A 24,469-nucleotide genomic window follows, 5' to 3' on the forward strand; every position below is an offset into this window, starting at 1 on the left:
GCGCAGTCCCCAGGGCCCGGCGCCGCCCTTGTCCATGTGCCTGTCTGATTCAGTCCTGGAATCCGCTGAGCCAGAGCAGCAGCAGCCCTGCCGCCAGGAACGCCACACTCACCGGTCCGGGCCACCGCGGCGGCCACCCGCGCCCGGAGCCCGCGAAGCGGGCGCCTGCCAGGCTCAGTGGTGCCGGGACCAGGGCCATCAGGGCGCAACCGGCGAGGACCAGACGCATGGCCACCCCTGCGCCGTCCGGCAGCGCCGCCCCGACGAGGAGACCCACCCCGAGCAGCAGGAAGAGCACACCCCCCAGACCGAGGACGGTGCGTACGACGGTTCGGAGTACGGGACTTCGCTGCAGTGCCGTCGCCGTGGGAGGTGCGGAGGGTCCGGGCGGAGCGACTCGGTGTGTACCGCGCATGGCGGCCGCGGCGTCCTGTGTCTCCCACTCCCGTCGAAGGGGGTGCTTCTTGGGCAGGTCGCGGAAGTCCAGCAGACCGGCGCGGATCGCCAGCGCGTCGTGCTCCGGGGGCGCCGCCTTGGCCTCCCCCTTCAGGCCGCGCCGCGTACGGGCGCGCAGCAGGACCGGCTGCCCGCCGCCAGGGGGTGACAGCACACCCCCGAAGCGCAGGTCACCGGCGAACCATGCCTGGACGGCGTCCGCGGAGGCAGCCGCTGTGACCAGCACTCGCGGATGGCACAGCGCCCTGACCGACGAATCGTCCCGATCCGGATCCGGCACACTATGCGTCCAGGTCCGCCCAGGGGCCGCCGCATCCGTCAGGCGGAAGGAGGGCCTGTCCCGCTCCGTGGCCCTGTACGGCTCGGGCACGGCTTCCATGAGGCAGAGATGCCACGAGTAGTGCTCCAGGATCAGCCGTGCGCGCCGGGGGTTGGCGGAGGCGTGGCGGCAGTTCCACCAGTGGCTGGGTACCACAATGAGCACCGTGGCGATGGCCAACCCCAGGGTGAGTGCCCAGACCCCGGTCACCGCCTGCGTCAGCGCGAGGACCACCACCAGCAGGACGTACGGTCCGAGGTGGCGCCCATAGTGCAGAGACCGGGAGCGCATCCAGGCGCGGCGGGTGAGCGGGTGCGAGAACGCCGCTGCCGTAGCGTGCGGCAGCCCGGCGCTGTCGTGGCCATCACCGTGACTGGTCATCAATTCCATTCGCTCCCCCTGTTTTCGCCGCGTGCTTTCTTTCGGCCCTCGTCGGCGAGCCGCCGTGCGGGACGGCCCCGTGCTGTGCGCGTCGCTACAAGTCGGCCGGCGACGAGCCGTCCCTGCGGGGCCACCGGCCCCCGCCTGTGGTGCCGTGGTCGCCGTGCGCGATCGCCAGTCGGGACAGCAGTCCGTTCACCTCGGCGGGTGACATGTTTCCTCCCTGTTCCAGGCAGCGGGCGACTTCGTGTGGCGACAGCGCGGCACGGACCTGGGCGTTCTGCCGGGCGCCGTCGACGGGGTCCATGACCGTGGGTGAGAAGCCCACCCGGGCACCGCGCTGTTCCACGACACCCAGGAGTCATGTCAGGCAAGCGCGCCAGAGCAGTCGTATCCGCCGGAAACGGCGTCGCTGTGCGGACACGCATAGCGGTGGGTTGCGGTTCCCCCAGTTCAGGCGCGTAGTGACGAGAGCGTCGAGGCCCGGCGGGTCCTGTCGGCCGGGCATGGGCTGGGAATCGGCTGGGAAGGGGATTCTCCGTTTCCGAATCGCTTCCCAGCGTTCTCCCAGAGCTGGCGGAAACCCTTGGGGCATGGCACGCGACGCCTCGCCCCGGGCCCGTGGGGGGACGCTCGGGGCGGGTCGCCGCTGTGCCGGACGGCTTCTCGGCGCCGTGTGGGGGGCGGCGCCGAGAAGTACCTCCTACTTCTCCAGGTCGGCGCGCATCGAGACGAAAAGTCTGGAGGCTTTGGGCAGTGTGCTGTTCGGGAAGTGGGCGACTGCGGCGGTGGTGGCGTCGGCCCAGCCGCAGATGACGTCACCGTCCTCGGCGAGGGAGGCCAGCATGCATTCCACCGAGCCGCCCAGGGGGCCTGCGTCGTAGGCCGGCTGGGCGTCGGGCCGGCCCAGCACGTCGTAGTCCCACTGGAGGTGCTCCAGCATGCCCCGCCACAGGTGTTCGCGGCGCTTGGTGGTCGGTTCCGGCACATGGTCGACCGCGACGACGAGGACGGGAGTGTCGGACCACTCCCCGTTGGGGGGTTCGTAGTTGTTCACCACCAGGTTCATGCCGTCCCGCATCTCCCCCGGGTCGATGACCGTATCGCTCGCCGCGCCCTCGCCGGTCACCTTGGACAGGCCACCCGCCGTCACCGCGTCGACCACCCGCTGTCCGCCCACGGTGGCGGACGGCCTGACGCCCTCGGCCGCCTCCGCGGGTGTTGGGCCGGCGGTCGAATCCGCGTCGGCCGAGGCACCGGACGGGGCGGCGGGAGCGACCTCGACGTCGTCAATCCGGCAACCGGCCAGGAAAACAAGGCCGAGTACGGCCGCGGTAAGGGCAGGAAAACGCTGGACGCGCATGAACGGCTCCCCCTTGAGGACCGGCGGCCTTCCCGCCGGTCGGATCGATACCGGCCAAACGACGGCACTCGGCGAGAGGCTCGCCCCCAGAAGTGAGGCCATCAATCACGTGCGGCATCGACCGTCTTCACCTTGGACAGTGCCGCCGTTGGCTGGAAGCCCTCTGGGAACCTGCTGGGACGCTCGTTCCCAGTTCCCCGCCAGAACCGATGCCCAGTATGTGGGGGCGATCCGCCATGACTACGTTCTGGCCAGGACGGCTTGATGCCGTGAGAAAAGAGGGGGATTTCATGGAGACGTGGGTTCGTAGAGGCCGCATGCGGCGGCAGGTGGCGACAGCCTCCGCCGGTCTTCTGGTCGCTTTGACCGGCTGTACGACGCAGAAGCCGCCCGCGGCCGCACTGAGATGCAGCGGTGCCGCCGCGGTGGATGTGGCCGGCGCCCGCACCGGTCTGCCCGCGCAGGCTGCACCGGGACTGCGTACGCGGCCACGGTCGGTCACCACGCTGCCGGGCGGGCCGTCACTGGTGCTCGCCACCGGCGGCGGGGCGCCCGGCGTTTACCGGGTGGACTCCGAGGGGGACCTCCTGGCCGACCGGATGGAGGGCGAAGGCGTCACCCAGCGGTGGCGCACCCCTCTCGGGGAGGCGTTCCGTCCCGAATCGGCGCTCGTCAGCCTTGCCGCGCCGGCGGGCGACGACGGGCCGCTGATCGCGAGCGCCCACCACCAGCACGGCGAGGCACGCCGCTCGGAGTTCCGGCTGCTGTCCGCCAAGGGCAAGGTGCTCCTGAGTTGCACCTGGCGTCCCTATGACCGGGACGAGCACGTCGAGTTGTCGCCGGACGGCAGTGTGCTCGTCGCCACCCGCACCAGGAAGAGGCCGCGTATGAGCGGCTCGTCGACCGTCGCGGACCGCCACGTCGAGATCTACTCCACGGCAACTGGGGAGCGGCTGGCCCGTGCGCGTACCACCGACTACGCACAGGACGGCGCCCGCGTCTACGGGCGGATGGGGTCGGAAGTCTTCGCTCATGAGGCGGGCAGCGGCCGGGAGGTGTGGCGCACGGACACCGGAGCCCGCCTGGGAGACCCTCGGAAGACGGTGTCCGACCCGGTCTTCCTGGCAGGGGACCGGGTCGTCGTCCAGGCGTCGGCGGACCATGTCGTGACGGCATTGGACGCTGCCACCGGCACGAAGGTCTGGAGGGGCAGCCTTCCCGGCCGGGTGCAGTCGGTCCACCCCTTGGGCAAAGACCGCATGCTCGTCCATTACCGCGGGGGGCTGGCGTTCACCGGCCCGCGCGGCATCGAAAGGACCCAGCCGGTCCCGGCAGCCCCGGACGGAGCACGCCAGAAGCTCGAACACATCGTGCGCGCCGACAACGGCGTCATGGCCGCCGTTCTGGACCAGGGCGACCGGTCCGCCCGCGCCCTGACGGTTTGGGGCGACACTCCCGCACTCGCCGAAGCGCCGCTGCGGATCCCTCTTCCCGCCCCTCACGTCCAGGCCGTGCTCACCGACACCGTCGCCTACGTCCTGCCGTGGGTGCCGGACGGCGAGCAGGCCTCGCTGTACGCGTACGACCTCACCGCCGAGGGACGCCTGCTGTGGCGGCTTGACGTCCCCGACCGGCTCCACATCGAGGACTCGTCCGGCCCGGACTCCACTCTCCATCCGTTCACGGGAGGCCTCTTCGGACTCGACCGCGCCACGGGATGGATGCTGCGCCCGGCGCCCTGAACCCCCGTGTCACAGGTGCCGGAGAGCTCCGGCACCTGGTCAGTCACCGCCCCCGCCACCGCCACCGTCTCCCCCGCCGCTGTCGCTCCACCCTTCGTTGCCGGAGCTGGGGCTGGTCCACTCGCCGGGGTTCCCCTCGCCGCTGCCACCGCGGGCCCTGTCGGCCTTGATGACTTTGCGGGTGGCGTCGGCGATCGGTGTGGAGCAAGTGAGGTCCTCCAGCAGGGTCCGGATGCCCAGGCGCCTCCACCTCGCGTTCAGGCGGCGGTCCAGCCGGCTCGTCCCGGCCAGGGCCGCCAAGTGCAGGCCGCGGATGTCCGGCGGTCCGGGCACCGGTTCATGTGCCTTGGGCCGTACAGCGCGATCGATACGGGCGACCAGATGCTCGTGCCAGCCCGGCTCCACGGCGCTCCAGGTCGTCGACGAGAAGAGGCCCATGATGGTGCGGGTCCGGCGGTCCACCAGTCCCCGGTCGACGAGTGTGTCCAGATAGACCAGGTCGACCGGGTCGGATGACGCCTTGCGCACCCATCGCTCGAGCTGCATGGAATCGGAGTTCTTCTTGGTCCGCAGAAGCCGGTTCAGCACCCGGTTGGCCAACGGGTCGGCCGGCCGAACCTTGCGTACAACGGTGATCCGGGTGTCGTCCACGCTGATCGCGCCGGACAGCAGCAGTTCGGTGAGGACCGCTCCGCCCAGGACCCGGCGAAGATGCTGAGGCTGTTTCAGCAACCTGGTGCGCGGATGGGCGAGCAGCAGAAGCAGGGCCTCGGGGAGGGCGGTGGGCGGTCTGTCGTACATGTCCATCTCCTGGCCCGGTGGGGTGAGGATTCCAGAATCGGAGCAGACTCTGGCGATGTCCTGGGAACCTGCTGGAAGGCTCTCTGGGAAACGCAACAGCGGAGTCGGGCCGTGAGTGCCTCCGCCCTCCGCGTCGCCTCATGGCAGAACTCCCCCACCTCGTCCGGGTCGTGGAGGAACTGTTGCCGCGCCGCCGAAGAGGCGCTCTACCGCGGTACCGAGCGCGGCGCGGGGCGGCGGCGGAGGGTCGGCGGCGTATTCGGCGACGGCCTCGCTGAGCTCGGGCTGGGTGGCCCAGATGAAGGCGGAAGTGAGCCTGAGCGGCGCCGGGCGTGGTCGTCGGTCGGTCGTCCCGCGCCCAGTGGCTTCCCAGCCGATCCCCAGCGCCGTCCTTCATCAATGGGCGGTGAGGCGGTTCGCCTCGACGCAGTCGCCCGGCGCACGCCGGGTTCAACGCAGAATGGGGTAACGGGGGATGACAGAGATGAAGGGCAACCCATGGGTGGGAGAAGCGGGAAGAGCACGGGAGATCCGGCGCGGTCTCGTGGTGACGGCCGTCATCGGCGGCATGCTGCTCGCTGCCGGGTGCCGGTCGGACGATGCCAAGGCGGAACAGGGCGGCGAGGGCGTGTCGGCGGGGGCCTCCACGAAGGAGACCGGCTCGGCGGTCAAGGATGACGCGACGAAGGATTCGGCGGACGACAGCGGCCTGAGGGTGACGGGGGTCGCCCTCGCCGTGGTACCCACCTCGCTCTCCGCGGTGAAGTGCAAGACGGCCGTACCCGAGAGCTATATGGCGGTCATCTCCCTCTCCAAGGGCCACAAGGGAGGCGAGATCACCTTCCGCTACGGCGCGGCCAGTGGCGCGATGAAGACGGAGACGATGACGGTCCCGGCGGGCAAGACGTCGGTGACGAAGAGCTTCGTCCACTCGGAGTACGTCATCAGCAACTCGCTGGCCGCCGCGCAGGTGAACGTGGTCAAGCCCAACTTCGTGGCGTCCTCGACCGTTCGCCCCACCGGAACGTGCAACGAGAGCGGGTTCTGGGACTCGAGCACGACCACCGGTGTCACCGGCGGGTACTGACGGCCCTTCCACGGGCCGGAACCGGCCGTGGGACGGCCTCGGCCGCGTCCGCCGCGCCGGGGTCTCAACCCGGCTGCCCCCACTGGCCGGTGAGCAGCCCGGTCGCCGTGCCCCGCACATTGGGTGGCCCGACGGACCCTTCCGGTTTCCCGCTCGTCAGCGGGGACCGGAAGGGTCCTGCTCGTACGGCCACCGCCGACCCATGTCGCACGCGAGGGTGCGCGTGACGCCGGCCGCGCGTCCACGCAGCACCGGCCGGATCGACGCCTGGGTCGACGACACGGCTGTCGACGCCTTCGGCCGCCACGAGGTCGTGCCGCTGGAGCACTCCCGGAGAGACCCAGTCCGGGCCGCCCTGCGCTTCGCGGGCTTGCCCGGCCCTGGTCCGCAGAAGTTCGCTTCTCCCCTGCCTGAAGGCCGGGGGTATCCACGGAGGAGTCCCGATGAACAAGGGGTAGCCACGTGCGCACGTGACGCCCGACGACTACAACCGCTCGCACCGCCCCGTCTGCCGCCCGTAGCCGCACCAGGGAGCCGTCTGGCACGATATCCGGCAGATCAGTGAGAAAAGGCGGGATCGGTGGATATACAGGTCGGTGTGCTCGGACCGATGACGGCCACGGTCGCAGGGCGGAAAACCGGCCTGGGGGGCCTGCGGCAGCGCGCCGTCCTCGCCGTCCTGGTGGCCGCACGGGGGCGGATGATCCCGGAGGACAGGGTTCTCGCCGACGCCTGGGGCGAGACACGCGCCGCTTCCATGGCCACTCTCCACTCCTACGTCGGCGAGTTGCGCAAGGCCCTGGAACCGGAGCGCGCGGCCCGGCAGCCCGCCCAGGTACTGGTGCGTGAAGGCACCGGCTACGCGCTGCGGCTTGGCGTGGAGGGGGTGGACGCCGAGCGGTTCACGGCGTTGACCGGACGCGGAGAGCAACTGCTCCGGTGCGGCGATCCGGAAGGGGCGGTGGCGGCGCTGCGGGAAGCCCTGGCGCTGTGGCGGGGCCCGGCCTACGCCGAGTTCGCCGACACCGCCTTCGCACTTCCGGAGGTCGCCCGCCTCGACGGTCTGCGCCTGGCCGCGTTCGAGGATCTGTATGCCGCCGAACTGGCACTGGGCCGGCATGCCGCGACAGTCGGCGACCTGGAGAAGCACACCGTCCAAAACCCGTTGAGCGAGCGGGGCTGGGAGCTGCTGGCGCTGGCCCTGTACCGGTCCGGGCGCCAGGGCGACGCCCTGGGCGCCCTGCGCACCGCACGCAGCACACTCGCCGAGGAACTGGGCATCGACCCCGGCCCCGCGCTGCGCCGACTGGAGACCGCTGTGCTCGCGCAGAACGACACCATCGCCGCACCGACCCCGCCCGCCTCCTCTGCCCCGTCCGGGTTTCGGTTCTCGTCCCCCGTGCCGTCCGCGTCCGACGAGCCGCGAAGGGATCGGGGCCCCAACGGGCCTGCGGTGGGCGTGCCACAGGACGCCGATGCGGCCGGGCTTGAGGACGCTCGTGACGCGGAGCCGCACATGCCATCGGAACCGGCCGAGCCGGCTCAGGACGACCGGACCTGGCCACCCGCACTCGGCCGCAGGCCGAAGGACCTGTCCGACGGCGGCAGTCGGACCGCGCCGGCGGACGGTGGTGCTTCCGCGTGGTCATTGCACATGCCCGTCACGCCACTGGTCGGTCGCGGGCAGGACGTCGCCGATGTCGCCGCGTTGCTGCGGCGGCCGGAGCACCGGCTGCTGACACTCACCGGGACAGGTGGGGTCGGCAAGACACGGCTGAGCGTCGCGGTCAGCCGGCACATGGCGGACGAGTTCCCCGAGGGGATCGTCTTCGTGGCGCTGGCCTCGGTGCGCGACGCCGCGCTGGTGCTGCCCGCCATCGGGCATGCCGTCGCCCCCGGCGCACCGGAGGGCATGGACGTCGAGGCACTGGTCGTGGAGCAGTTGCGGGAGCGGCTGATGCTGCTCGTGCTCGACAACTTCGAGCAGGTAACCGCCGCCGCGGCGACGGTGGCCCGACTCGTCGCCTCCTGCCCGCAGCTGACGGTGCTGGTCACGAGCCGGGCGGCGCTCCGGGTCCGCGACGAGACCACCTACCCGGTTCACCCCCTGGCGCTGCCCTCCAGCACGAAGGTGGCCTTCGAAGCCGTTGCCTCCGCTGCCGCGGTGCGCCTCTTCGCCGAGCGCGCTCACTCGGTGGCGCCCGGATTCCGGCTCTCTTCCGACAACGCACCCACCATCGCCGCCATCTGCAAGCGGCTCGCAGGCATCCCGCTGGCCCTGGAGATCGCCGCGGCCAAGGTCCGTTTTCTGGACCCGCGGCTGTTGCTCGCCCGGCTCGACGAGGCGATGACCGCCGACGGTGCACGGGACCTCCCGGACCGCCAGCGAACCATGCGCGCGACCCTCGACTGGAGCTACGGCCTGCTCGGCGGGCCCGAGCAGCGGCTCTTGCGACGTCTGGCAGTCTTCTCCGACAGCTTCACCCTGGAAGCGGCGGAGGCCGTCGGTTCCGGTTCCGCCGGCGTCGACCCCGTACTCGGCCCGCTGGAAGAACTGGTGGCGCAGTCGATGATCGTCGCGACCACCGATGCGGATGGCCGGTCCCGCTACCGCATGCTCGAACCGATCGCCCAGTACGCCCGGACCCACCTCGCTCGCGACACCGTGGAGGCCCGGGCTGCGGGCCGCGCCCACGCCGTCCACTTTCTGGAGCTGGCCGAGCGGGCCGCGCCGGAATACCAGCGAGCCGATCAAGTGCACTGGCTGGCCCGCACGGACACCGAGCACGGCAACATGACCCGGGCGATCAGCTGGGCCCTCGCCGACGGCTCGCCGGAAACCGCGGGACGGCTCGGCTGGGCGCTGTGGCTCTACTGGTGGCTGCGCGGAGATCTGCTTCTCGGCCGGCGCGCGCTGGAGGCGACGCTGGAGCATCCTCTGCCGGTCGGACTGCGCTCGCGTGTGCGGTCTGCAGCCGCCGCGATGGCCTTCGCACAGGGCGACTACGCGGCGGCCGGGCGCGGGTGGCAGCAGGCGAACGAGGAGGCGGAGGCCGCGGAGGATGTGTACGCGCAGGCTCACGCGCTGCCCGGCATCGGGCTGGTCGCGCTCGCCGAGGGCGATCCGGGGAAGGCCGCGGTCATGTTCCAGGATTCGATCCCGCTGGCGGAGGGCGCCGGTGACCTGGGCGCCTGGGTGTGGTCGTTGATCCATGTGTGGCTCGGCACCGCGGTCATGATGGAGACGGGGCCCGCGGCCGCCATTCCGTACATCGAGCTCGGGCTCGCCTCAGCGAGGAATCGCGGCGACCGGCTCGCGATCTACGTCGCCCTGTTCAATCTCTCCCAGGCCAGGATCGGTCAGGGCGACCACGAGCGGGCCCGGGATCATCTGGAGGAAGGCGTACGCCTCTCCGAGCAGACCCGCGACCTGGCCAATCTCGCCTACTTCCTCGAGGCGCTGGCTGTCGTGGAGGATGCCGCCGGGGACACCGTGCGCGTGGCGACCCTGCTGGGCGCGGCGCAGGCCTTGCGCGAATCGGTGGGCTCCCAGGTCTACGGCTACTACCAGCCTGACGAGTCCCTGCGCGCCGACGCGGAGTCCCATGCCCGGACCGTGCTGGGGGCGCAGGCGTACGACGACGCAGTGGCCGTGGGCCGCTCGTTCGGGCTGGCCGAGACCGTCGCCTACGCCGTGCGTGGCCCGTCGAGCTGATCCGGCCCAGTGCCCGGGCAGCCGCGTCAGGTCGGCGTCGACGGCGCGGGCCCCCCGATCCGCTCTGTCGACGGCGGACGGATCGCTCAACCCGATCCGAGACCTCGGTTCCCTCCCCCGGCCATTCGTCCGTCGTCGCCCGGCCCGCACCGTCGGCGTCCGTTCCACAGTCCCGCAGGGCACCGGGATCCGGCTGGGACACCGCTGGGAGGGCCGCGCGCGCAGCGGTGTGTTCGTCGATCACACCAGTGGGGAAGCCCGTCGGCGTCTCTGTCTGCTTCCCGTCGTGCCCCTCCGCGCTCTCCCCCACCCGTCCCGTCTTCCAGTGGCTTCCTCGTGGCCTCCCAGTGCGGCAGGCAAGTATCCACTCGTCCGGCACCACATGGCAGACGGTCCGCGCCTGCGGACCTCGGGCCGGCCGGGCACCAGCCGGGACACCGGGCCGGGAAACGCCCCCGGGGGCGTTTCCCGGCGCGCGAGGGCAGTTTCCGCGCCGACGGCCCGGCACGCACGTCACCACACGGGGGATGATTTCGATGAACGAGAAGGCGAACCAGGACGACAGCACGAGCGGACGCAGGCGGCCGCGCGGCAGAGCCGCTGTCGCGATCGGGGCTGTCGTCCTCGCGCTCAGCACGACGCTCGCCGCCTGCGGCCCGACGAGCGGTGGCTCCTCGTCCAAGAGCAGGACGTCCCACGGCAAGGGAAAGGGCACCGCGAAGACGAAGTCTCCGCGGCACGGCCGCGGCGGTTCGGACGGCTCCAGGCCGAGCAGCCGCGGCACTCTCGAGGCGGGGGTGGTCAAAGGCCGGGTGACCGATGAGGCCGGCCGACCGCTCAGAGGCGCCAAGGTGGTTGTGCAGAGTCAGGTGTACGACGACACCGATCTCGTGCTGGTCACCGACGGCCAGGGCTCCTACAGAGCGGAGATGCCGAAGGCCTCGGGGACGTTCGCGGCGACCGCCACCATCACGCGGACTCGCCAGGGCACGTCGTACACCTTCGATCTCGCGCCCGACACGGCCGATCCCTTCACACGCCAGCACGGGGCCGTCCGGGACTTCACCTGGCGCACCAGCGGCAGACAAGGGTCCGGTGAGAGGTGGTACGGCGGCTCAGTGACGTACAACGTGCGGCTCGGCGATGCCCCCGCGGACAAAAGGCTATCCCCGGAGAACGTGCATCTCACCCTCACCCCGGTCGGTCCGCTGATCGATGGCAGTACCGGCGGGACCATCGCGCGTCGCGAGCCGCGGTTCACCGGCCAGGGCTGGGCGGTGGTGGACGTTCCCGTGGGCCGCTACCGCATCACCGCCGAGTACGCCGCTCCGGGCGGAAAGCCCCGGCCTCTGCTCGTCAGGTCGACCGGCACCGAGGCGTTCTCCGACGAGGTCACGGCCGACTTCAAGCAGGACAAGGACAACCGGCAGACCCTCAGCGTCGAGACGAGACCTTGATGTGTTCTCCCGGCCGCAGCCGGGAGGTCGAGGGGTGGGTGCGCAGAAACCCTGCTCGGGAGGGGACGAGGGCCGGCCGTGAGCAAACCCCTTGGAACTCGTGACACGATCTCGTCGCAGTGCCCTGGTCGGGCGTGACCGTTGGGGTGATTCGGCCGTTCGGGAAGGTGCGAGTACTCGGCCGCGGATCGTGGACGACGAATTGTGGGCACCTCTCGAACCGCGGTTGCCGCCCTGGCCGGAGTGGTCGCCTGGGCCTCGGCCGGTGCCGGACCGGTTGTGCCTGCAGGGCATTCTGTACGTTCTGCACAACGACATCGCCTGGCAACTGCTGCTGCTGGAGCTGGGGTTCGGATCCGGGCAGACCTGCTGGCGCAGGCTGGAGCGGTGGCAGCAGGCTGGTGTCTTCGACCAGTTGCACCGGATCCTCCTCGCCGAGCTCAACTCGGCGGGTGAGCTCGACTGGTCCAGGGCGTGTGTGGACGGCTCCCAGATCCGCGCGAAAAAGGGGGCACCGACACTGGTCCGTCACCGGTCGACCGGCGGAAGGCGGGCAGCAAAAAACACCACCTGATCTGCGACGGACGCGGCACCCCGCTCAAGGTCATCACTACTGCGGCGAACGTCAACGACGTCACCCATACCCTCGCCCTGGTCGACGGCATCCCGCCCGTCGCCGGCCGACCCGGCCGGCCCCGCAGACGCCCCGAGGCCCTGCTCGGCGACAAGGGTTACGACTCCAACCCCCACCGCGACGAACTCCGCAAGCGCCGGATCCTGCCGGTCATCTCCCGCAAGGGCGCACCGAACATCCAGGGCATGGGCAAGCTCCGCTACGTCGTCGAGCAGACCTTCGCCCTGCTCCACCAGTTCAAACGGCTCGCCGTGCGATGGGAACGCCGCACCGAACTCCACGACGCGTTTGTATCCCTCGCCTGCAGCCTCATCTGCTGGAGGCGACTCAAGAAGCAGCGATCATGATCGTGTTACGAGCTCTCAGCAGCCACCTGCCGCCACGGAACACCAGGTGCGCCATCGGCACGCAGGCCGCCGACACCCCTGAACGACATCACGGATCGAGCGACACAAAGGCGACAGTGTCTCCACAGCACGATGAACAGCCGACGTCGGCCCTACCCGCGCCCACGCACCCGTCGTGCCGGTATCTGCACTGCCTCCGCTGCCGGCCCGGTACTCGACTGCCGCGCTGGGGACAGCAGCCCGTGCCGCGCAACCCGCAAATGGGACAACGAATCGGCCTGGAGACACCGTCGGCCTGGACACGGCCGCGTCGTCCCGGTCCCTGTTCCGGTCCCTGGATCTTGGCATCGAGCCTCAGGGCAGTCGCCCGGACGGCGAGCGACGACCTCGATCACCTACTTCGTCGCAGGTCAGAGGGGTTGGAGCTCTCCCGCGCGCCGCCGGACTCCAAACTCGCGAGCAGCGGATTTAGTCCGTTCAGGCAAAGTTGACGCTCGAACACCCAAAAATGAACGTTTCCGCAGGTCAGAAGCCTATGCAGGTGGGGCGGGTGGGACTCGAACCCACGGCCGACGGATTATGAGTCCTCTAAGGATCTTGGCGACCCTTGCCGATCAACGCTCATCTATGACGTTTTCGCAGGTCAGGACAGGTAAATCTTGTCCGTGCTTCTCGGCCGTTGTGAGTCTGTTCCTGTCCTTGCGGCCCCAACGCGGCCTCAATCCGTCGCAGAGCAGAAATGGTCCGGGGCTACACGGCGATCGCGCCAGCTCAGAGGGGGATCTCGAACCCGCCCGCAGCGGATTCCCCTTCCAACGCGCGGAGGCTCCGCCCGTATTCGGGGGCGGAGCCTCTCTGGAGCGAGCAACTGAGTGCCTTACCGGCGAGATGGGCACAGCCCGCCTCGCCCGTGGGTGGAACCGCGCGGCTTCTTCGCAGGTCAGCCACCGCCCGGAGTGGATCAGATCGCCAGAGACCGTCTCGGCGACGGCCGAACACGGACCCTCTTCAGCCGCCGAACAGACCGGGGCGGCGCTACAGCGAGCCTGCCGATGCCCGGGAAGTATTCACGGCAAAGTGGGCACCACTCTTGGCGCAGTGAACTCTCACGCCCTGAAAGGGCGCCGACATCGCGCGCCGCGTCACGAATGTCCTACGACCAGAACTCGTCGTACATCTTTGGGTCGGCCGTCAGCACCCAACCCTCGGTGATCTTGTCGTCCCAGATGTGGAAGACGAGGGCGTAGTCCATATCGAGCTCCTTGCCCTCACGTGACGCCGTGACGTGCAGGAGCGCGACTGTGTGGTCATCGTTGGCGAGCACATCGTGGAGCTGTGGACGGTACGTGCCGCCTGTCAGCTGGAACTCCCGCTCGAACGCCGCGAAGGTGTCCTCACGTCCTCGTTACTCTCCCGCCAGTGGGTTGCTGCCTCCGATATGCCACACCATCTCGGGGTGAAAGACCTTCGCCAGGGCATCCATGTCGCCGGCCGCGAAGGCAGCCATGGCGCGCTGGAACACAGCGATGTTCGGGTGATCGGTCATCAGCGCCTCTCTCGGCCCCCTGGGGAGCGTACGTCGCGCGACACACCGTGGCTCTGCGGCGTTAGGCCATCAGGCTGAGCGGCACACAATCGAGCTGCGCGGCCGCGGTGACGCTCCGCCCTCGGCCAGCGTCCACCGGCACGGCACGCTGCCGGGAAAGGCGGTCCTCTGAATCTCACGGGGGGGGTCGGCGCTGCCCCGGCGCAGGTACCCGGATGGCGGCCTTCGGCTGGCTCTCCGGTGGGGACACATGGGGGCACCGAGGAGGGAGCGGTCCCATGGCGAAGAACGCGCATGTGCGTCATAGCGGTGATGGCAAGGCATTCTGGGCTTGTACGAGGTCAAGGCGTCGAGCGACGAGACCAACGGCGCGATGACCGTCATGGAGATGACCATTCCGGAAGTGACGGCTTGACGTTGCTCACCAACAGCCGTCCCCGTAGGCGCGTCTTGGCACGGCGAAAGGAGCGGCCATGACCAGCCATACAGTGCAGGATCGGCTGTTCATTGGCGGGGACATGGTCACGCCTGCCTCGGAAGACGTGATCGAGGTCATCTCCCCCTTCTCGGAGGAGCGGATCGGTACCGCTCCCTCATCGAGGCCTGCCGATATCGACCGAGCAGTACGCGCGGCGCGCGCCGCCTTCGATGATGGCCCCTGGCCCCGCATGTCTCCACAGGAGCGCGCGGACGCGCTGGGTCCGTTCGGCGAGTACCTGCGCGCACGTGTCCCCGAGATCGCGCAGCTCATCACCACAGAGATGGGCTCACCGATCAGCTTCTCAAACCAGCTCCAGGCACCGGTTCCCGTGATGCTTTTGGACTACTACCGGGAACTTGCCGCGACGTTCCCCTTCGAACAGGATCGAGCAGGTCTCAGCGGTCCCGCGCGGATCCTTCGGGAGCCTGTGGGTGTCGTGGGGCAGATCGTGCCGTGGAACGCGCCGCTCATCCTGACGATGGTGAATCTTGCTCCCGCCCTGATCGCCGGCTGCACCGTCGTGCTGAAGCCCGCGCCGGAGACCCCGCTGGACGCGTACCTGCTCGCCGACGCTGCCATGGAGGCCGGTCTGCCCCCGGGTGTCCTCAACATCGTGCCCGCCGGCCGGGAGAACAGTGAGGCGCTCGTGCGGCACCCGCTGGTTGACAAGATCAGCTTCACGGGCAGCTCCGCCGTAGGGCGGCGGATCGGCGCGCTGTGCGGCGAGCAGTTCAAGCGCGTCACCCTCGAGTGCGGCGGGAAGTCGCCCGCCATCGTCCTCGAGGACGCCGACATCGACAGCGTCGTACCTGCCCTCATGCCGTACGCGATCATGATGTCCGGCCAGCACTGCCTGGCACAGACCCGGATCCTCGCTCATCGCAGTCGCTACCAGCAGGTTGTGGATGCGATCTCGCAATCAGCTGCTGCGCTGCGGATCGGCGATCCGGATGACCCCTCGACCGAGGTCGGCCCTCTGGTGGCCGAGCGCCAGCGGCGGCGGGTCGAGGACTACATCGCCGGCGGGCGCAAGGACGGCGCGACGATCACGGTCGGCGGCGGCCGGCCCGCGCGCCAGTCGAAGGGCTGGTACGTCGAACCGACGATCTTCGCAGACGTCGACAGTTCCATGCGCATCGCGCAGGAGGAGATCTTCGGCCCCGTGCTCGTCGTGATCCCCTTCGACGACGACAACGACGCGGTCCGTATCGCGAACGACTCGAAGTACGGCCTGTCGGGAAGCATCTGGACTAACGACCTGGACCGGGCCATGCGCATCGCTCGCCAGGTGCGCACGGGAAGCTTGACGCTGAACGGGTACCGGATCGAGTTCGCCGCCCCCTTCGGCGGATACAAGGAATCCGGGATCGGCCGAGAGTTCGGGCCCGAGGGCCTCAGCTCGTTCCTGGAGTACAAGACCATCAATTTGCCAGGCGATCTAGGCATCTAACGGCTCGCCAGGCGGCCTTCGCCGAGTAATCGACCTGCTGCTCGTTGGACAGCAGACTGTCTCCAAGACCTGATCTTGGAGGTGGTCGTGGGACGCCGACCGAGTGTGTTCGTCCGGCCGGTAAGCATGGAGGAGGGCCGTCGGCTGCGGCAGATCAGCCGGACCGCGAAGACCCGGCGGGATCAAGCCCCAGCCGTACGTGGCCATCGCGGCCACCTCGCGGATGTCGGTCGGACTCCTCGTCTCGCACGGGGGCGGAGGAGTACGGCGACGGTCCGCGCCATTCGATCACCCGGCCGGTGAGGAGGAGCTCCACGAGGTCAGTCCCGTTCCTCGAGGACGGCCAGGTCGCGCTCGGCGTACATGCGGTGCCACCACTCCTCGTTGAGGACGATCAGCAGGCACTCGCGGATGGGGAAGGTCTCGCCCTCGTCCGGCCAGCCAGGACCCACGAGCGGCTCTGTCCGGCTGTCGAGCTGCTCGTGGGTCAGTCCGTCGGCCACCCGCCGCATCATCGCCATCGCTGCCCGCCGCAAGGTGAGCGCCTCGTCGAGGGACGGGCGCGCGTCACGGTCGTGCGGTACTCCTGGTCGGGGGTCCATCTGATCCCACGGCAGGGACAGCGGGTGCCACGGCATGGGATCGCCCAGGATGCAGCGGCCGACCCACGACTCGGTCGCGAACGCGAGGTGGCGCAGGGTTTGAATGAACGACCACTCGCCGTCGACCGACTCGTGCAGCATGTCGGGGGGCAGCCTGCGCGCCCGAGCGACGGTCGACTTCCACAGCCGCTCGTTGAGGTCCCAGGCCTCCCGGAACCCCTCGGGAGTGGTCGGCCGGAACTTGGGGCGGTCAGGGTGCCGACGGTCCAACTCCGCCTCCACCAACGGCGCGACGTCGACCCCGTTGATGACCAGGTTCTGGATCTCGCCGTCGATGGTGGTGTCGACCATCTCGACGCCGCGCATCACGACCTGGTTCAGCTCACAGGCCCAGAACGTCGCCCCGTTCAGGTTCACCGTGGTGAACCGTGCCCCCGTCATGTCCGCGCGCTCCAACGCCTTGCCGCGCAGGCCCGTTGAGTCACCGTCGCTCATGGCGGTCAGACTAGGGCCTGTGAGGCGAACCCGCCCCTCTGGTTGAGCCCGCAACCAAGCGGTGAAGAAGAGCGGGACTGGGGATTTTCAAGGCTCTGGCCGCAGTTCCGTGAAGATGGAGTGCCTGTCCCTGTTGAGCCGTCGACGCCTCGAACCCGACTCGTTCGGCGTTCGTCTGACCTGATCCAGCATGTGATCGCAGCGATGCTGGGGCTCCTGCGCAGTCGAGACCGGACGCCTCGGAGGCTGGCTACCGCTCGGTGGGCGACTCCGATGCTTGACCGGGCCAGCGGTCGGGCGGCAGGAAGAGCCGGATCCAGGCGTCGCGGAGTCTGGCGCCGAAGTGCTCGGGGCTCCACCCTCGCTCGTGGACCAGCAGCACCCAGTACTCCGCGGCGTTCATGCTCCACACCGTGTCGGCGACCTCGTCGTCGGTCAGATCCGGGCGCAGTTCCCCGGTGGCGCGCAGGTCTGCGGCGAACTCGCGCATGTTGCGCGCTCGGCGCTCGGCGATCTGCAGCCACAGGGTGGCACAGTCGGCATCGGTCACCGCAGCGTCACGAAGGGCCAGGAACACTGGTGCGAGCCGCTGCTGGAGCTCTGTGACCGCCGCGGCATAGATCGCGATCTTTTCGGCAGCGGTGCGCGCGGCCCGGATGCGCAGGACGTAGTCGCGTTGGGCGGCCGCGACCGGGTGGTCGGTGCCGGACAGCGAGGTCTCCACCAACTCGCGCAGCAAGGCCGGTTTGCGTCCGACAGCAGCGTAGACCGTGTCCACGGCGCAGTCGGCCCGCCGGGCGATCTGGGCGACCGTGGTCGCGGCGTAGCCCTGCCGCACGAACAGTTCGCGTGCGGCGTCCAGCACGGCGCGGCGGGTGGCGGCGGCCTGTTCGGCTCGGCGTGGAGCGTGGTAGCCGCGTTTGCCGCCCTTGACCTGATCGCTCATGGACCGTACGTTACCAATATTCGCCCGAAGTGCATTCGGGTCAATTTATGCGGGAGGCTGCCATGGTCTACGCCTACATCCAGGACGTTCCGATCGGCGAGGAGCTCTACCAGCGGATCATCGACGCGCTGGGGCCCGAGCCGTTGGACGGCTCGCTGCTCCACCTGTGCGTGCGCCGCCCGGACGGTGGGCTGCGCTACATCGACGTGTGGGAATCCAAGGAACAGTGCGGCCGCGCGTTCGATGAGCGGATCCACCCCGCGGTGGACGCGGCCTTCGGCGACTCCCGCCCGGACGGCGAGCCCGAGGTGCACCATCTGGACGTCGTCCATGCAAGCGGCGCACTGCTCACCGACGACCTGATCACCTGACGCGGCGCCAGGCCGCGGCGCGTGCCATGCCGGCGACCTGGCAAAGCCCACACACGCCGGGGGCCGATTGCGACGCGCTGAGCGCACCCGGGCTCTGGCCGCAGTTCCGTGAATCCCCAGGTCGGCGAGGGGAACGAGGGATCGTTTCGGCAGGGTGTTTCCTGCCGTGGCAAGCAACGCGGTTGAAGATGTGCTGTTTCCCGGGATCGGTGTGCGAGTGGAGCGTGTCAGCGACTCCTCTGGCGCCCTGGTGGTGGAGGTGGTGTCCATCGGTCGGCCGGGCCGGTGCCCGGGTTGTCGGAAGCGGGCGAGTCGGGTGCACAGCTCGTACCAACGGACGCTGGACGAGCGGCCGTTGGGTGACCGGCGGGTCATGGTCCGGCTCCGGGTACGGCGGTTCTTCTGCGACCGCGGGAGTTGTGCCCGCAGGACGTTCGTGGAGCAGGTCGGCGGGCTGACCGAGCGGTACCGCCGGTCGAGCATCGGGCTGACGGGGTGGCTGCGGTCGGTCGCGGTGGAGCTGGGCGGCCGTCCGGCCGCGCGGCTGTGCCGGAGGTTACGGCTGGCCGCGGGCCGGATCCTGCTGCTCAGGCTCCTCAAGGCGCCGACAGTGCCGGACCGGGCTCCGCGGGTGCTGGGGGTGGACGAGTTCGCCTTCGCAAGGGCTGCACCTACGGCACCGTGCTGGTCGACGTCGAGGCCGGCCGGGTCGTGGACGTGCTGCCCGACCGCACCTCGGAAACGTTCGCGGCCTGGCTCAAGGACCATCCCGGCGCAGAGATCATCTGCCGCGACCGGGCCACCGCCTACACCAAGGCGATCAAGGAAGCCGCACCCGATGCCCTGGAAGTCGCTGACCGGTGGCACCTGCTGCAGAACCTGTCCGCCGCAGTGGAGAAGACCTGCCATCAGCACCGCGACTGCCTGCGCAAACACGCCGAACCGGCGGTTCCGGAACCGGTCCCGATGCAGATGCCGGTGCCGGAACTGCCCCGCACGCAGATCATCGAGCGGACCCGCCACCGCTATGAGGACATCCATCGTCTCGTGGAGAAGGGCTGGACGATCAGCGCGATCGCCCGACGGCTGAACCTCGACCGCAAGACCGTGCGCCGCTTCCGTGATACTGCCCTCGATCAATTGCTGGTCTCCGCCCGCGACCGTCGCCCCAACGGCGTGCTGGAGCCGTTCAAGGCATACCTCAACGCGCGCTTCACCGAGACCCAGGGCCAGGTCAGCGGCACCCGCCTCTTCCTGGAAATCCAGGCGCGCGGCTACCAGGGCAGCCGCCAGGTCGTCCGCAAACATCTCGCCGCCCTGCGGGCGGGCACCGCCGAGCCGGTCCGGGCCGACATCCCCAGCCCGCGCAAGATCACCTCATTGATCATGCAACCCCGCGAGACCCTGACGGAGAGCCAGGATCAGCGGCTCCTGGAGGTCCGGCTCGCCTGCCCGGACATCACCCGGGCCTGCGACCTCGCCCGCGCCTTCGCCGATCTCGTCCGTCACCGGCGCGGACACCTGCTGCTGGAGTGGATCCGCCAGGCCGAACAGGACGCTCCGAAACCGATACAAGGCTTCGCCGGCTTCCTCCGCCAGGATCTCGACGCCGTCACCGCCGGCCTCACCCTGCCGTGGAGCTCCGGCGTCGTCGAAGGGCACGTGAACCGGGTGAAAACGCTCAAGCGGGCCATGTATGGCCGGGCCTCGTTCGAACTCCTCCGGACCCGCATCCTCACCCAGCCATGAGCGTCACGGAACTGCGGCCAGAGCCATTTTCAAGAATCCCCATCACCGGGGCGGTTCAGGACTGGACGCTCCGACACCTCTTCGCGTGTCCCGAGAATCATCGGACACATGACCGGCCTGTCAACCGCTCAGGTCGGCTTTGCCGAACAGGACGGCGTAGCCGGACGGCAGCTGACTGATGACGTCGTTGAGCTCGCCGGGAGAAACGGCATCGGCGACGGTGGTCAGGACGGCGCTGGCGTCCCACAGGGCCGTACGAGGCCTGGCTCCGATGCGTTCGGCCACCCGCCGGTAGAACTCCTCGATACCGAAGGATTCCGTGACGCGAGCGCCGGCGGCGGCCACGACCTCACCTAGAGGCCCCGGCAGCTGGGCAGCCAGGTCCTTGCTCTCGCCGAGGGTGATCCGCTGGGCGAGAACCTGTAGAACGGCCATGGTGATCTCGACAGCCTCGTCCTGGCTGTGGTACTCACCGCGCTCACGCACACGGCCCAGAAACTCGTCGTACCTCACCGTTCACCCTCCTCCGCCTCCTCGGCAATGCTCCTGGAGCGGCGCCGTCCGTCCGAAGCCGCCCGGCTCGCCGGGCGCGCTCACCGGTTGGGTTCGGCGGCGCTGATGCCACCCATCGGCGAGTCAGGCCAGCGTTCGACACCCAGGTCACCGAAACGATGCCTACCGGCCGGTTCCCCTCGACGACCGCAGTCGGCGCACCGCTCGCTCCCGCATCAGCTCAACTGCCCGGTCGACCTCGTCATCGGGTGAGACTGCGACCACATCGGCACTGCATATCTCCTCGATGGGCATTCGGCGGACATCGTCGCCCTCGGCGAGCACCCGCACGACGAGGTCTCGGTCGGTGACCACACCGCGCAGCTGATCGTTCAGCTACCGGGGTCTGCGGCGCAGCGGTGAGAGGGTTGCTCGTCATGGCCTCTCGAATCCGCTGAGCCATCGGATCCTCCTTGGATAGGACGAAGCTGAACGCCCCGCTGCCCATCGCGGACACGGTCCCGAAGTACCCGAGAAACCACTCTCTTCATCTGTAGATTTGACTGGGCGCCGTTCGCTCGGCCGCCGAGCCGCCGAGCCGCCGATCCCGCAGCAGTCGGTCGGTGCGAGGCGTACGAGGCCGGGTGGAAGGTCCGCCGCCCGCAGCTCTCCGACGAGATCGAGGTCTGCTATGCCGACGGGCGCGTGTACCGGCTCGCCCCGGACGGCGTGCGCACGGTCGTGGAGGCGGCTCGATGAGGCGCGAGACTGTCGGGTTTATCAACTTCGGCCGGTGGACGGCCGGCACCTGGACCACGAAGACCACCGGCATCTGGTTAGCGATCGGCTATACCTACAGCCGCACCGTGAAGCCGTACGGCATCGGCGGGCCCGCCATCACGTCCGGCCGCCGCACCTGGGCCGAAAGATCTATCCAGCTGAAGATCAACCCGACACGGTTACACCACTACGGGGACATGACCCGGCCCATGCTCCCTCCGCCAGGGGCTGACCTGCCGATACGGGCGCAACGCCCCGCCTGTCGGGCGAGCGAGGAACGGGCCGCTGGGGACGCACCCGGTCGCGCTGAAAAATTTACCCAAAACCTCTTGACTCGTGACATATCTTGCGCAAAGTAGTTACTAGACCACAACACCGAAAGAGCCACAAAGTCGGTGAGGACGTCTAGTCGGCGGAGTGACTTGGACAGGATGTGGTTCAGGCCCCCGGCAAGCCGGCGCGACACCGAGGCAACAGTGACGACTGAAGCTTCAGGACACGCGCAGCACTACCGGGGACTGTTTTTGCCCTCGGAGCCTTCGCGCGGGCCTGACCGCGGTGCGAAGGCTTCGTCACGCCTGCTCTCCACGGAACCGAGCGGAACCGAAGAGCACCAAGCCCGTCCCCCGCGGCCGGAGCGGTCACTCTGCATCGATGTCGGGCTGGATCTCCACGGTGAAGGCCGCGTCCTCGGGGCCGTCGCCTTCCTCGTCCTTCCAGACGATCACGCGCACGTGCCTCTGCCCGGTGCCGCGCACCTCCCACTCGGTCATCAGGTCAGTGACGACGAGGGCGGCGACGTACTCGGCGGCCTCTTTCGGATCGTCGGTGATGATGGTCCCCCGCCACCGCTCGGGATGGCCGCCGTAGCGGCGCCAGCCCTGCGAGCCGTGCGGCTCGTCGACCCGGTACACCCAGCCCTTCTCGGCGCCCATGGCACCGATCCTTCCACTCAAGGAGCACACGGCATCGAGCTGGAGGACACGGGGGACTTCCTCGTGACGCGGGCAACTCGCTAGGGGTGGCCGCGACCGGGATGCGCGCCATGTGCTGTGGGATGACGATGGATGCATGAAGGCCATGTGGTCCGGGATGATCCGGTTCGGCTTGGTCGGCAGCGTTATCTAGTGTGATGCGCCAGAAATCCTGAGGTTTAGTCGGTACCTTCTTTTCATGGCGCATCACACTAGATGCCGCGCCTATCTACCCAGGTCAGATGAGTGTGACTGGCTCAGAAGCTGTGTTGGGTCCTGACATGACAAGTGGAATGGGTTTCCGGTACAGGTCAGGTCCCTATGCCCGTGATGCCCGGACCCTCGAACGACAGGCTCAGTCCGCGGCCGCCCGCTCCCCAGCCGGGCGCCTGCGCCACGCGAGCTCGGTGAGCGACGGCGGCTGCCAGACACCGTCGGCCCGATAGAGATCGGTGCCAGGCGCCGCGATCTCGTCGATACGGTCGAGCACCGCGTCGTCGAGCAGCAGGTCAGCTCCCTTGAGCAGCGAGGTGAGCTGGTCCATGGTGCGCGGACCGATGATCACCGACGTGACGGCCGGGTGCACCAACGGAAAGGCGACGGCCAGTTCCGGCAGGGTGCAGCCCACCTCCTCAGCGAGAGCGACGAGTTGCTCGACGGCCGCGAGCTTCGCGGCGTTGCCCGGGACGGCGGGGTCGAAGCGGTGCGGAGTGAGCTTGGCGCGACCGGTGGTGAGGTCGACGGGCCGGCCCTCGCGGTAGGCGCCGGACAGAAATCCCGAGGCGAGCGGTGACCAGGTCAGCACTCCCATGCCCAGGCGCTGCGCGGTGGGCAGCACGGACCGCTCGATGCCGCGCGCGAGAATCGAGTACGGCGGCTGCTCGGTGCGCAGTCGCGTCAGTCCGCGCCGCTCCGCCACATGGTGAGCCTCGACGAGGTCCTCGGCGGGGAACGTGGAGCAGCCGAACGTCCGGATCTTGCCTGCCCTCACCAGGTCGCTGAGGACGGACAGCGTCTCCTCGATGTCGGTGGTGTGGTCAGGGCGGTGCACCTGGTAGAGGTCGATCCAGTCCGTGTCCAGGCGCCGCAGACTGTCCTCGACGGCCTTGAGGATCCAGCGGCGCGAATTGCCGCTGCGGTTGCGTCCCTCCCCCAGCGGAAAGTGCACCTTCGTGGCGAGCACCACGTCGTCGCGTCTGCCCTTGAGCGCCTTGCCGACGATCTCCTCGCATTCGCCGGCCGAGTACATGTCGGCGGTGTCCACGAAGTTGATGCCGGCGTCGAGCGCAGCGTGGATGATGCGTGCGCTGTCCTCGTGGTCGGGGTTGCCGACGGCACCGAACATCATCGTGCCGAGGCAGTGGGTGCTGACCTCGATGCCGGTCTTGCCGAGGACTCGATAGCGCATGCCGGTGCTCCGTCGCAGGCGGGGGCGGGTTGGGAGCGTCAGCCTAGGACTTGGAGTGCACTTGACGGCAAGGGCACGGGGAGGTTCCGTCGGGCCGCGTTGTCAGTGGCGCCCGAGGCGGTCACCACCCTCGCAACAGCCGCCGGAAGATCCTTACCCTGCCGTTCGGTTGACCGTCCATCGACGTTCAACCGAACGGCAAACCGGATCATCGAAACCGATCACGCCCGTGACCTGCACAAAGAGATGTGACACAGCTTCTAAGGGACGTAAGGTCAGTCTCGTCAACGGAGGCGGTCAACCGAGAGCTGGCGGCAGGGCGTGAAGCGGCCCCGAGGCAGCAGCCGCCCGCCGAGCAGCACCGCGCAGGCCCCGATGGTCAGCAGCCCGCCGGCGAGGAAGGTGTCCCGCACGTTTGCGAGCGGCAGGACCAGTCCCCCGAGCGCGGCGCCCGCCGCGATACGAGCGTTGTAAGCACTGGAGTTCGCCGCGAGTGCGATATCCGTGCGGCCTGGTGCGCAATGCAGCATCGCGTTCTGGGTGGTCATGAATACCGGCCCGAGTGCACCGCCCATCAGCACCAGGAACACCACCGCTGCCACCGGATCGGTGCCCGCCGCGTACAGGCCGAGCATGCCCACCGCCTGCGTGGCGACGGCAGCGGTCAGCGCGGAATGCGGAAAGCGGTCCAGCAACGCCCCGGTGATGCTCACCCCGGCCAGACACGCCACGCTATGTCAATAGCCGCATAAGCCATGTCCAAGATTCAGGATAAAGCCCCACCCTCTCAGGCGACTTGACAAGACGCAGAGGCCACCCCGAGATGCGGTGGGAGGTGACAGCGGGTCAGGTGGTCTCTTGATGACCCCGCAT

Annotated in this window: 19 protein-coding genes and 4 pseudogenes; 9 read left to right on the top strand and 14 right to left on the bottom strand. The window is 69.2% G+C overall.

Annotation, left to right across the window (positions count from 1 at the left end):
* Window positions 1-49 precede the first annotated feature (49 nt).
* The 3 genes from ACYVO6_RS32585 to ACYVO6_RS32595 all read right to left on the bottom strand — a co-directional run bounded on the left by ACYVO6_RS32585 (window position 50) and on the right by ACYVO6_RS32595 (window position 2,519).
* Complete coding sequence (locus tag ACYVO6_RS32585) at window positions 50-1,156, bottom strand: hypothetical protein (protein ID WP_461067502.1); 1,107 nt, start codon at window positions 1,154-1,156, stop codon at window positions 50-52.
* Window positions 1,157-1,250: 94 nt separating this feature from the next.
* On the bottom strand, window positions 1,251-1,505 hold the full coding sequence (locus ACYVO6_RS32590; RefSeq protein ID WP_461067504.1) for a hypothetical protein: 255 nt from the start codon (window positions 1,503-1,505) through the stop codon (window positions 1,251-1,253).
* Between the two features lie 354 nt (window positions 1,506-1,859).
* The gene (locus tag ACYVO6_RS32595) at window positions 1,860-2,519 is read right to left on the bottom strand and encodes a hypothetical protein (RefSeq protein ID WP_461067506.1); all 660 of its coding nucleotides are present in this window, start codon (window positions 2,517-2,519) and stop codon (window positions 1,860-1,862) included.
* A gap of 317 nt (window positions 2,520-2,836) precedes the next feature.
* Between ACYVO6_RS32595 and ACYVO6_RS32600 the strand changes: the two genes are divergently transcribed.
* The gene (locus tag ACYVO6_RS32600; RefSeq protein WP_461067508.1) at window positions 2,837-4,261 is read left to right on the top strand and encodes an outer membrane protein assembly factor BamB family protein; all 1,425 of its coding nucleotides are present in this window, start codon (window positions 2,837-2,839) and stop codon (window positions 4,259-4,261) included.
* Between the two features lie 39 nt (window positions 4,262-4,300).
* Here ACYVO6_RS32600 and ACYVO6_RS32605 read toward each other — a convergent pair whose 3' ends face one another.
* Window positions 4,301-5,062, bottom strand: a complete 762-nt coding sequence (locus ACYVO6_RS32605) for a GOLPH3/VPS74 family protein (protein WP_461067510.1) — start codon at window positions 5,060-5,062, stop codon at window positions 4,301-4,303.
* 475 nt (window positions 5,063-5,537) lie between these two features.
* Between ACYVO6_RS32605 and ACYVO6_RS32610 the strand changes: the two genes are divergently transcribed.
* The 4 genes from ACYVO6_RS32610 to ACYVO6_RS32625 all read left to right on the top strand — a co-directional run bounded on the left by ACYVO6_RS32610 (window position 5,538) and on the right by ACYVO6_RS32625 (window position 12,302).
* Window positions 5,538-6,149: a hypothetical protein gene (locus ACYVO6_RS32610; protein WP_461067512.1), complete on the top strand. Its 612-nt coding sequence runs from the start codon at window positions 5,538-5,540 to the stop codon at window positions 6,147-6,149.
* A 580-nt stretch (window positions 6,150-6,729) separates the two neighbouring features.
* Window positions 6,730-9,864, top strand: a complete 3,135-nt coding sequence (locus tag ACYVO6_RS32615) for an AfsR/SARP family transcriptional regulator (RefSeq protein WP_461067514.1) — start codon at window positions 6,730-6,732, stop codon at window positions 9,862-9,864.
* A gap of 536 nt (window positions 9,865-10,400) precedes the next feature.
* The gene (locus tag ACYVO6_RS32620) at window positions 10,401-11,321 is read left to right on the top strand and encodes a hypothetical protein (protein ID WP_461067516.1); all 921 of its coding nucleotides are present in this window, start codon (window positions 10,401-10,403) and stop codon (window positions 11,319-11,321) included.
* Window positions 11,322-11,508: 187 nt separating this feature from the next.
* Window positions 11,509-12,302, top strand: a protein-coding gene (locus ACYVO6_RS32625) for an IS5 family transposase (protein WP_461067535.1) whose coding sequence is annotated in 2 segments (ribosomal slippage) — window positions 11,509-11,808 and window positions 11,811-12,302 — 792 coding nt in all. Because the reading frame shifts where the segments join, the coding sequence is not laid out codon by codon here.
* A gap of 1,153 nt (window positions 12,303-13,455) precedes the next feature.
* Here ACYVO6_RS32625 and ACYVO6_RS32630 read toward each other — a convergent pair.
* Window positions 13,456-13,695, bottom strand: a pseudogene (locus ACYVO6_RS32630) (nuclear transport factor 2 family protein); the annotation flags it as partial.
* 12 nt (window positions 13,696-13,707) lie between these two features.
* Window positions 13,708-13,848, bottom strand: coding sequence for a hypothetical protein (locus ACYVO6_RS32635; protein WP_461067518.1), 141 nt, complete (start codon window positions 13,846-13,848; stop codon window positions 13,708-13,710).
* Between the two features lie 473 nt (window positions 13,849-14,321).
* On the opposite strand from ACYVO6_RS32635, the gene ACYVO6_RS32640 reads away from it, so the two are divergent.
* Window positions 14,322-15,779, top strand: coding sequence for an aldehyde dehydrogenase (locus ACYVO6_RS32640; protein ID WP_461067520.1), 1,458 nt, complete (start codon window positions 14,322-14,324; stop codon window positions 15,777-15,779).
* 177 nt (window positions 15,780-15,956) lie between these two features.
* On the opposite strand, the pseudogene ACYVO6_RS32645 reads toward ACYVO6_RS32640, so the two are convergent.
* The 3 genes and pseudogenes from ACYVO6_RS32645 to ACYVO6_RS32655 all read right to left on the bottom strand — a co-directional run.
* Window positions 15,957-16,095 (bottom strand): annotated as a pseudogene (locus ACYVO6_RS32645) (DUF1905 domain-containing protein); the annotation flags it as partial.
* Between the two features lie 4 nt (window positions 16,096-16,099).
* Window positions 16,100-16,876 carry a DinB family protein gene (locus ACYVO6_RS32650; protein WP_461067522.1) on the bottom strand — a complete coding sequence of 259 codons (777 nt, stop codon included), beginning with the start codon at window positions 16,874-16,876 and terminating at the stop codon, window positions 16,100-16,102.
* A 250-nt stretch (window positions 16,877-17,126) separates the two neighbouring features.
* Window positions 17,127-17,822, bottom strand: a complete 696-nt coding sequence (locus ACYVO6_RS32655) for a TetR/AcrR family transcriptional regulator (RefSeq protein WP_461067524.1) — start codon at window positions 17,820-17,822, stop codon at window positions 17,127-17,129.
* Between the two features lie 62 nt (window positions 17,823-17,884).
* Between ACYVO6_RS32655 and ACYVO6_RS32660 the strand changes: the two genes are divergently transcribed.
* The 3 genes and pseudogenes from ACYVO6_RS32660 (at window position 17,885) to ACYVO6_RS32670 (ending at window position 19,942) form a co-directional block, all read left to right on the top strand.
* Window positions 17,885-18,193, top strand: a complete 309-nt coding sequence (locus ACYVO6_RS32660; protein ID WP_095752628.1) for a hypothetical protein — start codon at window positions 17,885-17,887, stop codon at window positions 18,191-18,193.
* A gap of 262 nt (window positions 18,194-18,455) precedes the next feature.
* Window positions 18,456-18,593 (top strand): annotated as a pseudogene (locus tag ACYVO6_RS32665) (transposase family protein); the annotation flags it as partial.
* A 146-nt stretch (window positions 18,594-18,739) separates the two neighbouring features.
* Window positions 18,740-19,942 (top strand): ISL3 family transposase, encoded by a 1,203-nt coding sequence (locus ACYVO6_RS32670; RefSeq protein WP_461067526.1) that lies wholly within the window; start codon window positions 18,740-18,742, stop codon window positions 19,940-19,942.
* Window positions 19,943-20,062: 120 nt separating this feature from the next.
* Here ACYVO6_RS32670 and ACYVO6_RS32675 read toward each other — a convergent pair whose 3' ends face one another.
* From ACYVO6_RS32675 to ACYVO6_RS32695, 5 genes and pseudogenes are all read right to left on the bottom strand, one after another.
* On the bottom strand, window positions 20,063-20,455 hold the full coding sequence (locus ACYVO6_RS32675; RefSeq protein ID WP_393410609.1) for a DUF2267 domain-containing protein: 393 nt from the start codon (window positions 20,453-20,455) through the stop codon (window positions 20,063-20,065).
* A gap of 162 nt (window positions 20,456-20,617) precedes the next feature.
* The gene (locus ACYVO6_RS32680; RefSeq protein WP_393410611.1) at window positions 20,618-20,809 is read right to left on the bottom strand and encodes a CBS domain-containing protein; all 192 of its coding nucleotides are present in this window, start codon (window positions 20,807-20,809) and stop codon (window positions 20,618-20,620) included.
* Window positions 20,810-21,855: 1,046 nt separating this feature from the next.
* A complete protein-coding gene (locus tag ACYVO6_RS32685) occupies window positions 21,856-22,149 on the bottom strand; it encodes a hypothetical protein (RefSeq protein ID WP_461067529.1) in 294 nt (97 codons plus the stop codon).
* A 394-nt stretch (window positions 22,150-22,543) separates the two neighbouring features.
* On the bottom strand, window positions 22,544-23,596 hold the full coding sequence (locus ACYVO6_RS32690) for an aldo/keto reductase (RefSeq protein WP_461067531.1): 1,053 nt from the start codon (window positions 23,594-23,596) through the stop codon (window positions 22,544-22,546).
* Window positions 23,597-23,880: 284 nt separating this feature from the next.
* Window positions 23,881-24,327 (bottom strand): annotated as a pseudogene (locus ACYVO6_RS32695) (MFS transporter); the annotation flags it as partial.
* Window positions 24,328-24,469 lie beyond the last annotated feature (142 nt).

This window comes from Streptomyces pseudoechinosporeus, assembly GCF_054783935.1.

Bases quoted from the DNA above. Each gene is read 5' to 3' on its own strand.
- ACYVO6_RS32685 (WP_461067529.1), bottom strand. From the start codon at position 22,149: ATGGGCGCCGAGAAGGGCTGGGTGTACCGGGTCGACGAGCCGCACGGC.
- ACYVO6_RS32620 (WP_461067516.1), top strand. From the start codon at position 10,401: ATGAACGAGAAGGCGAACCAGGACGACAGCACGAGCGGACGCAGGCGG.
- ACYVO6_RS32595 (WP_461067506.1), bottom strand. From the start codon at position 2,519: ATGCGCGTCCAGCGTTTTCCTGCCCTTACCGCGGCCGTACTCGGCCTT.
- ACYVO6_RS32655 (WP_461067524.1), bottom strand. From the start codon at position 17,822: ATGAGCGATCAGGTCAAGGGCGGCAAACGCGGCTACCACGCTCCACGC.
- ACYVO6_RS32600 (WP_461067508.1), top strand. From the start codon at position 2,837: ATGCGGCGGCAGGTGGCGACAGCCTCCGCCGGTCTTCTGGTCGCTTTG.
- ACYVO6_RS32650 (WP_461067522.1), bottom strand. From the start codon at position 16,876: ATGAGCGACGGTGACTCAACGGGCCTGCGCGGCAAGGCGTTGGAGCGC.
- ACYVO6_RS32605 (WP_461067510.1), bottom strand. From the start codon at position 5,062: ATGTACGACAGACCGCCCACCGCCCTCCCCGAGGCCCTGCTTCTGCTG.
- ACYVO6_RS32610 (WP_461067512.1), top strand. From the start codon at position 5,538: ATGACAGAGATGAAGGGCAACCCATGGGTGGGAGAAGCGGGAAGAGCA.
- ACYVO6_RS32635 (WP_461067518.1), bottom strand. From the start codon at position 13,848: ATGACCGATCACCCGAACATCGCTGTGTTCCAGCGCGCCATGGCTGCC.
- ACYVO6_RS32640 (WP_461067520.1), top strand. From the start codon at position 14,322: ATGACCAGCCATACAGTGCAGGATCGGCTGTTCATTGGCGGGGACATG.
- ACYVO6_RS32585 (WP_461067502.1), bottom strand. From the start codon at position 1,156: ATGACCAGTCACGGTGATGGCCACGACAGCGCCGGGCTGCCGCACGCT.
- ACYVO6_RS32660 (WP_095752628.1), top strand. From the start codon at position 17,885: ATGGTCTACGCCTACATCCAGGACGTTCCGATCGGCGAGGAGCTCTAC.
- ACYVO6_RS32690 (WP_461067531.1), bottom strand. From the start codon at position 23,596: ATGCGCTATCGAGTCCTCGGCAAGACCGGCATCGAGGTCAGCACCCAC.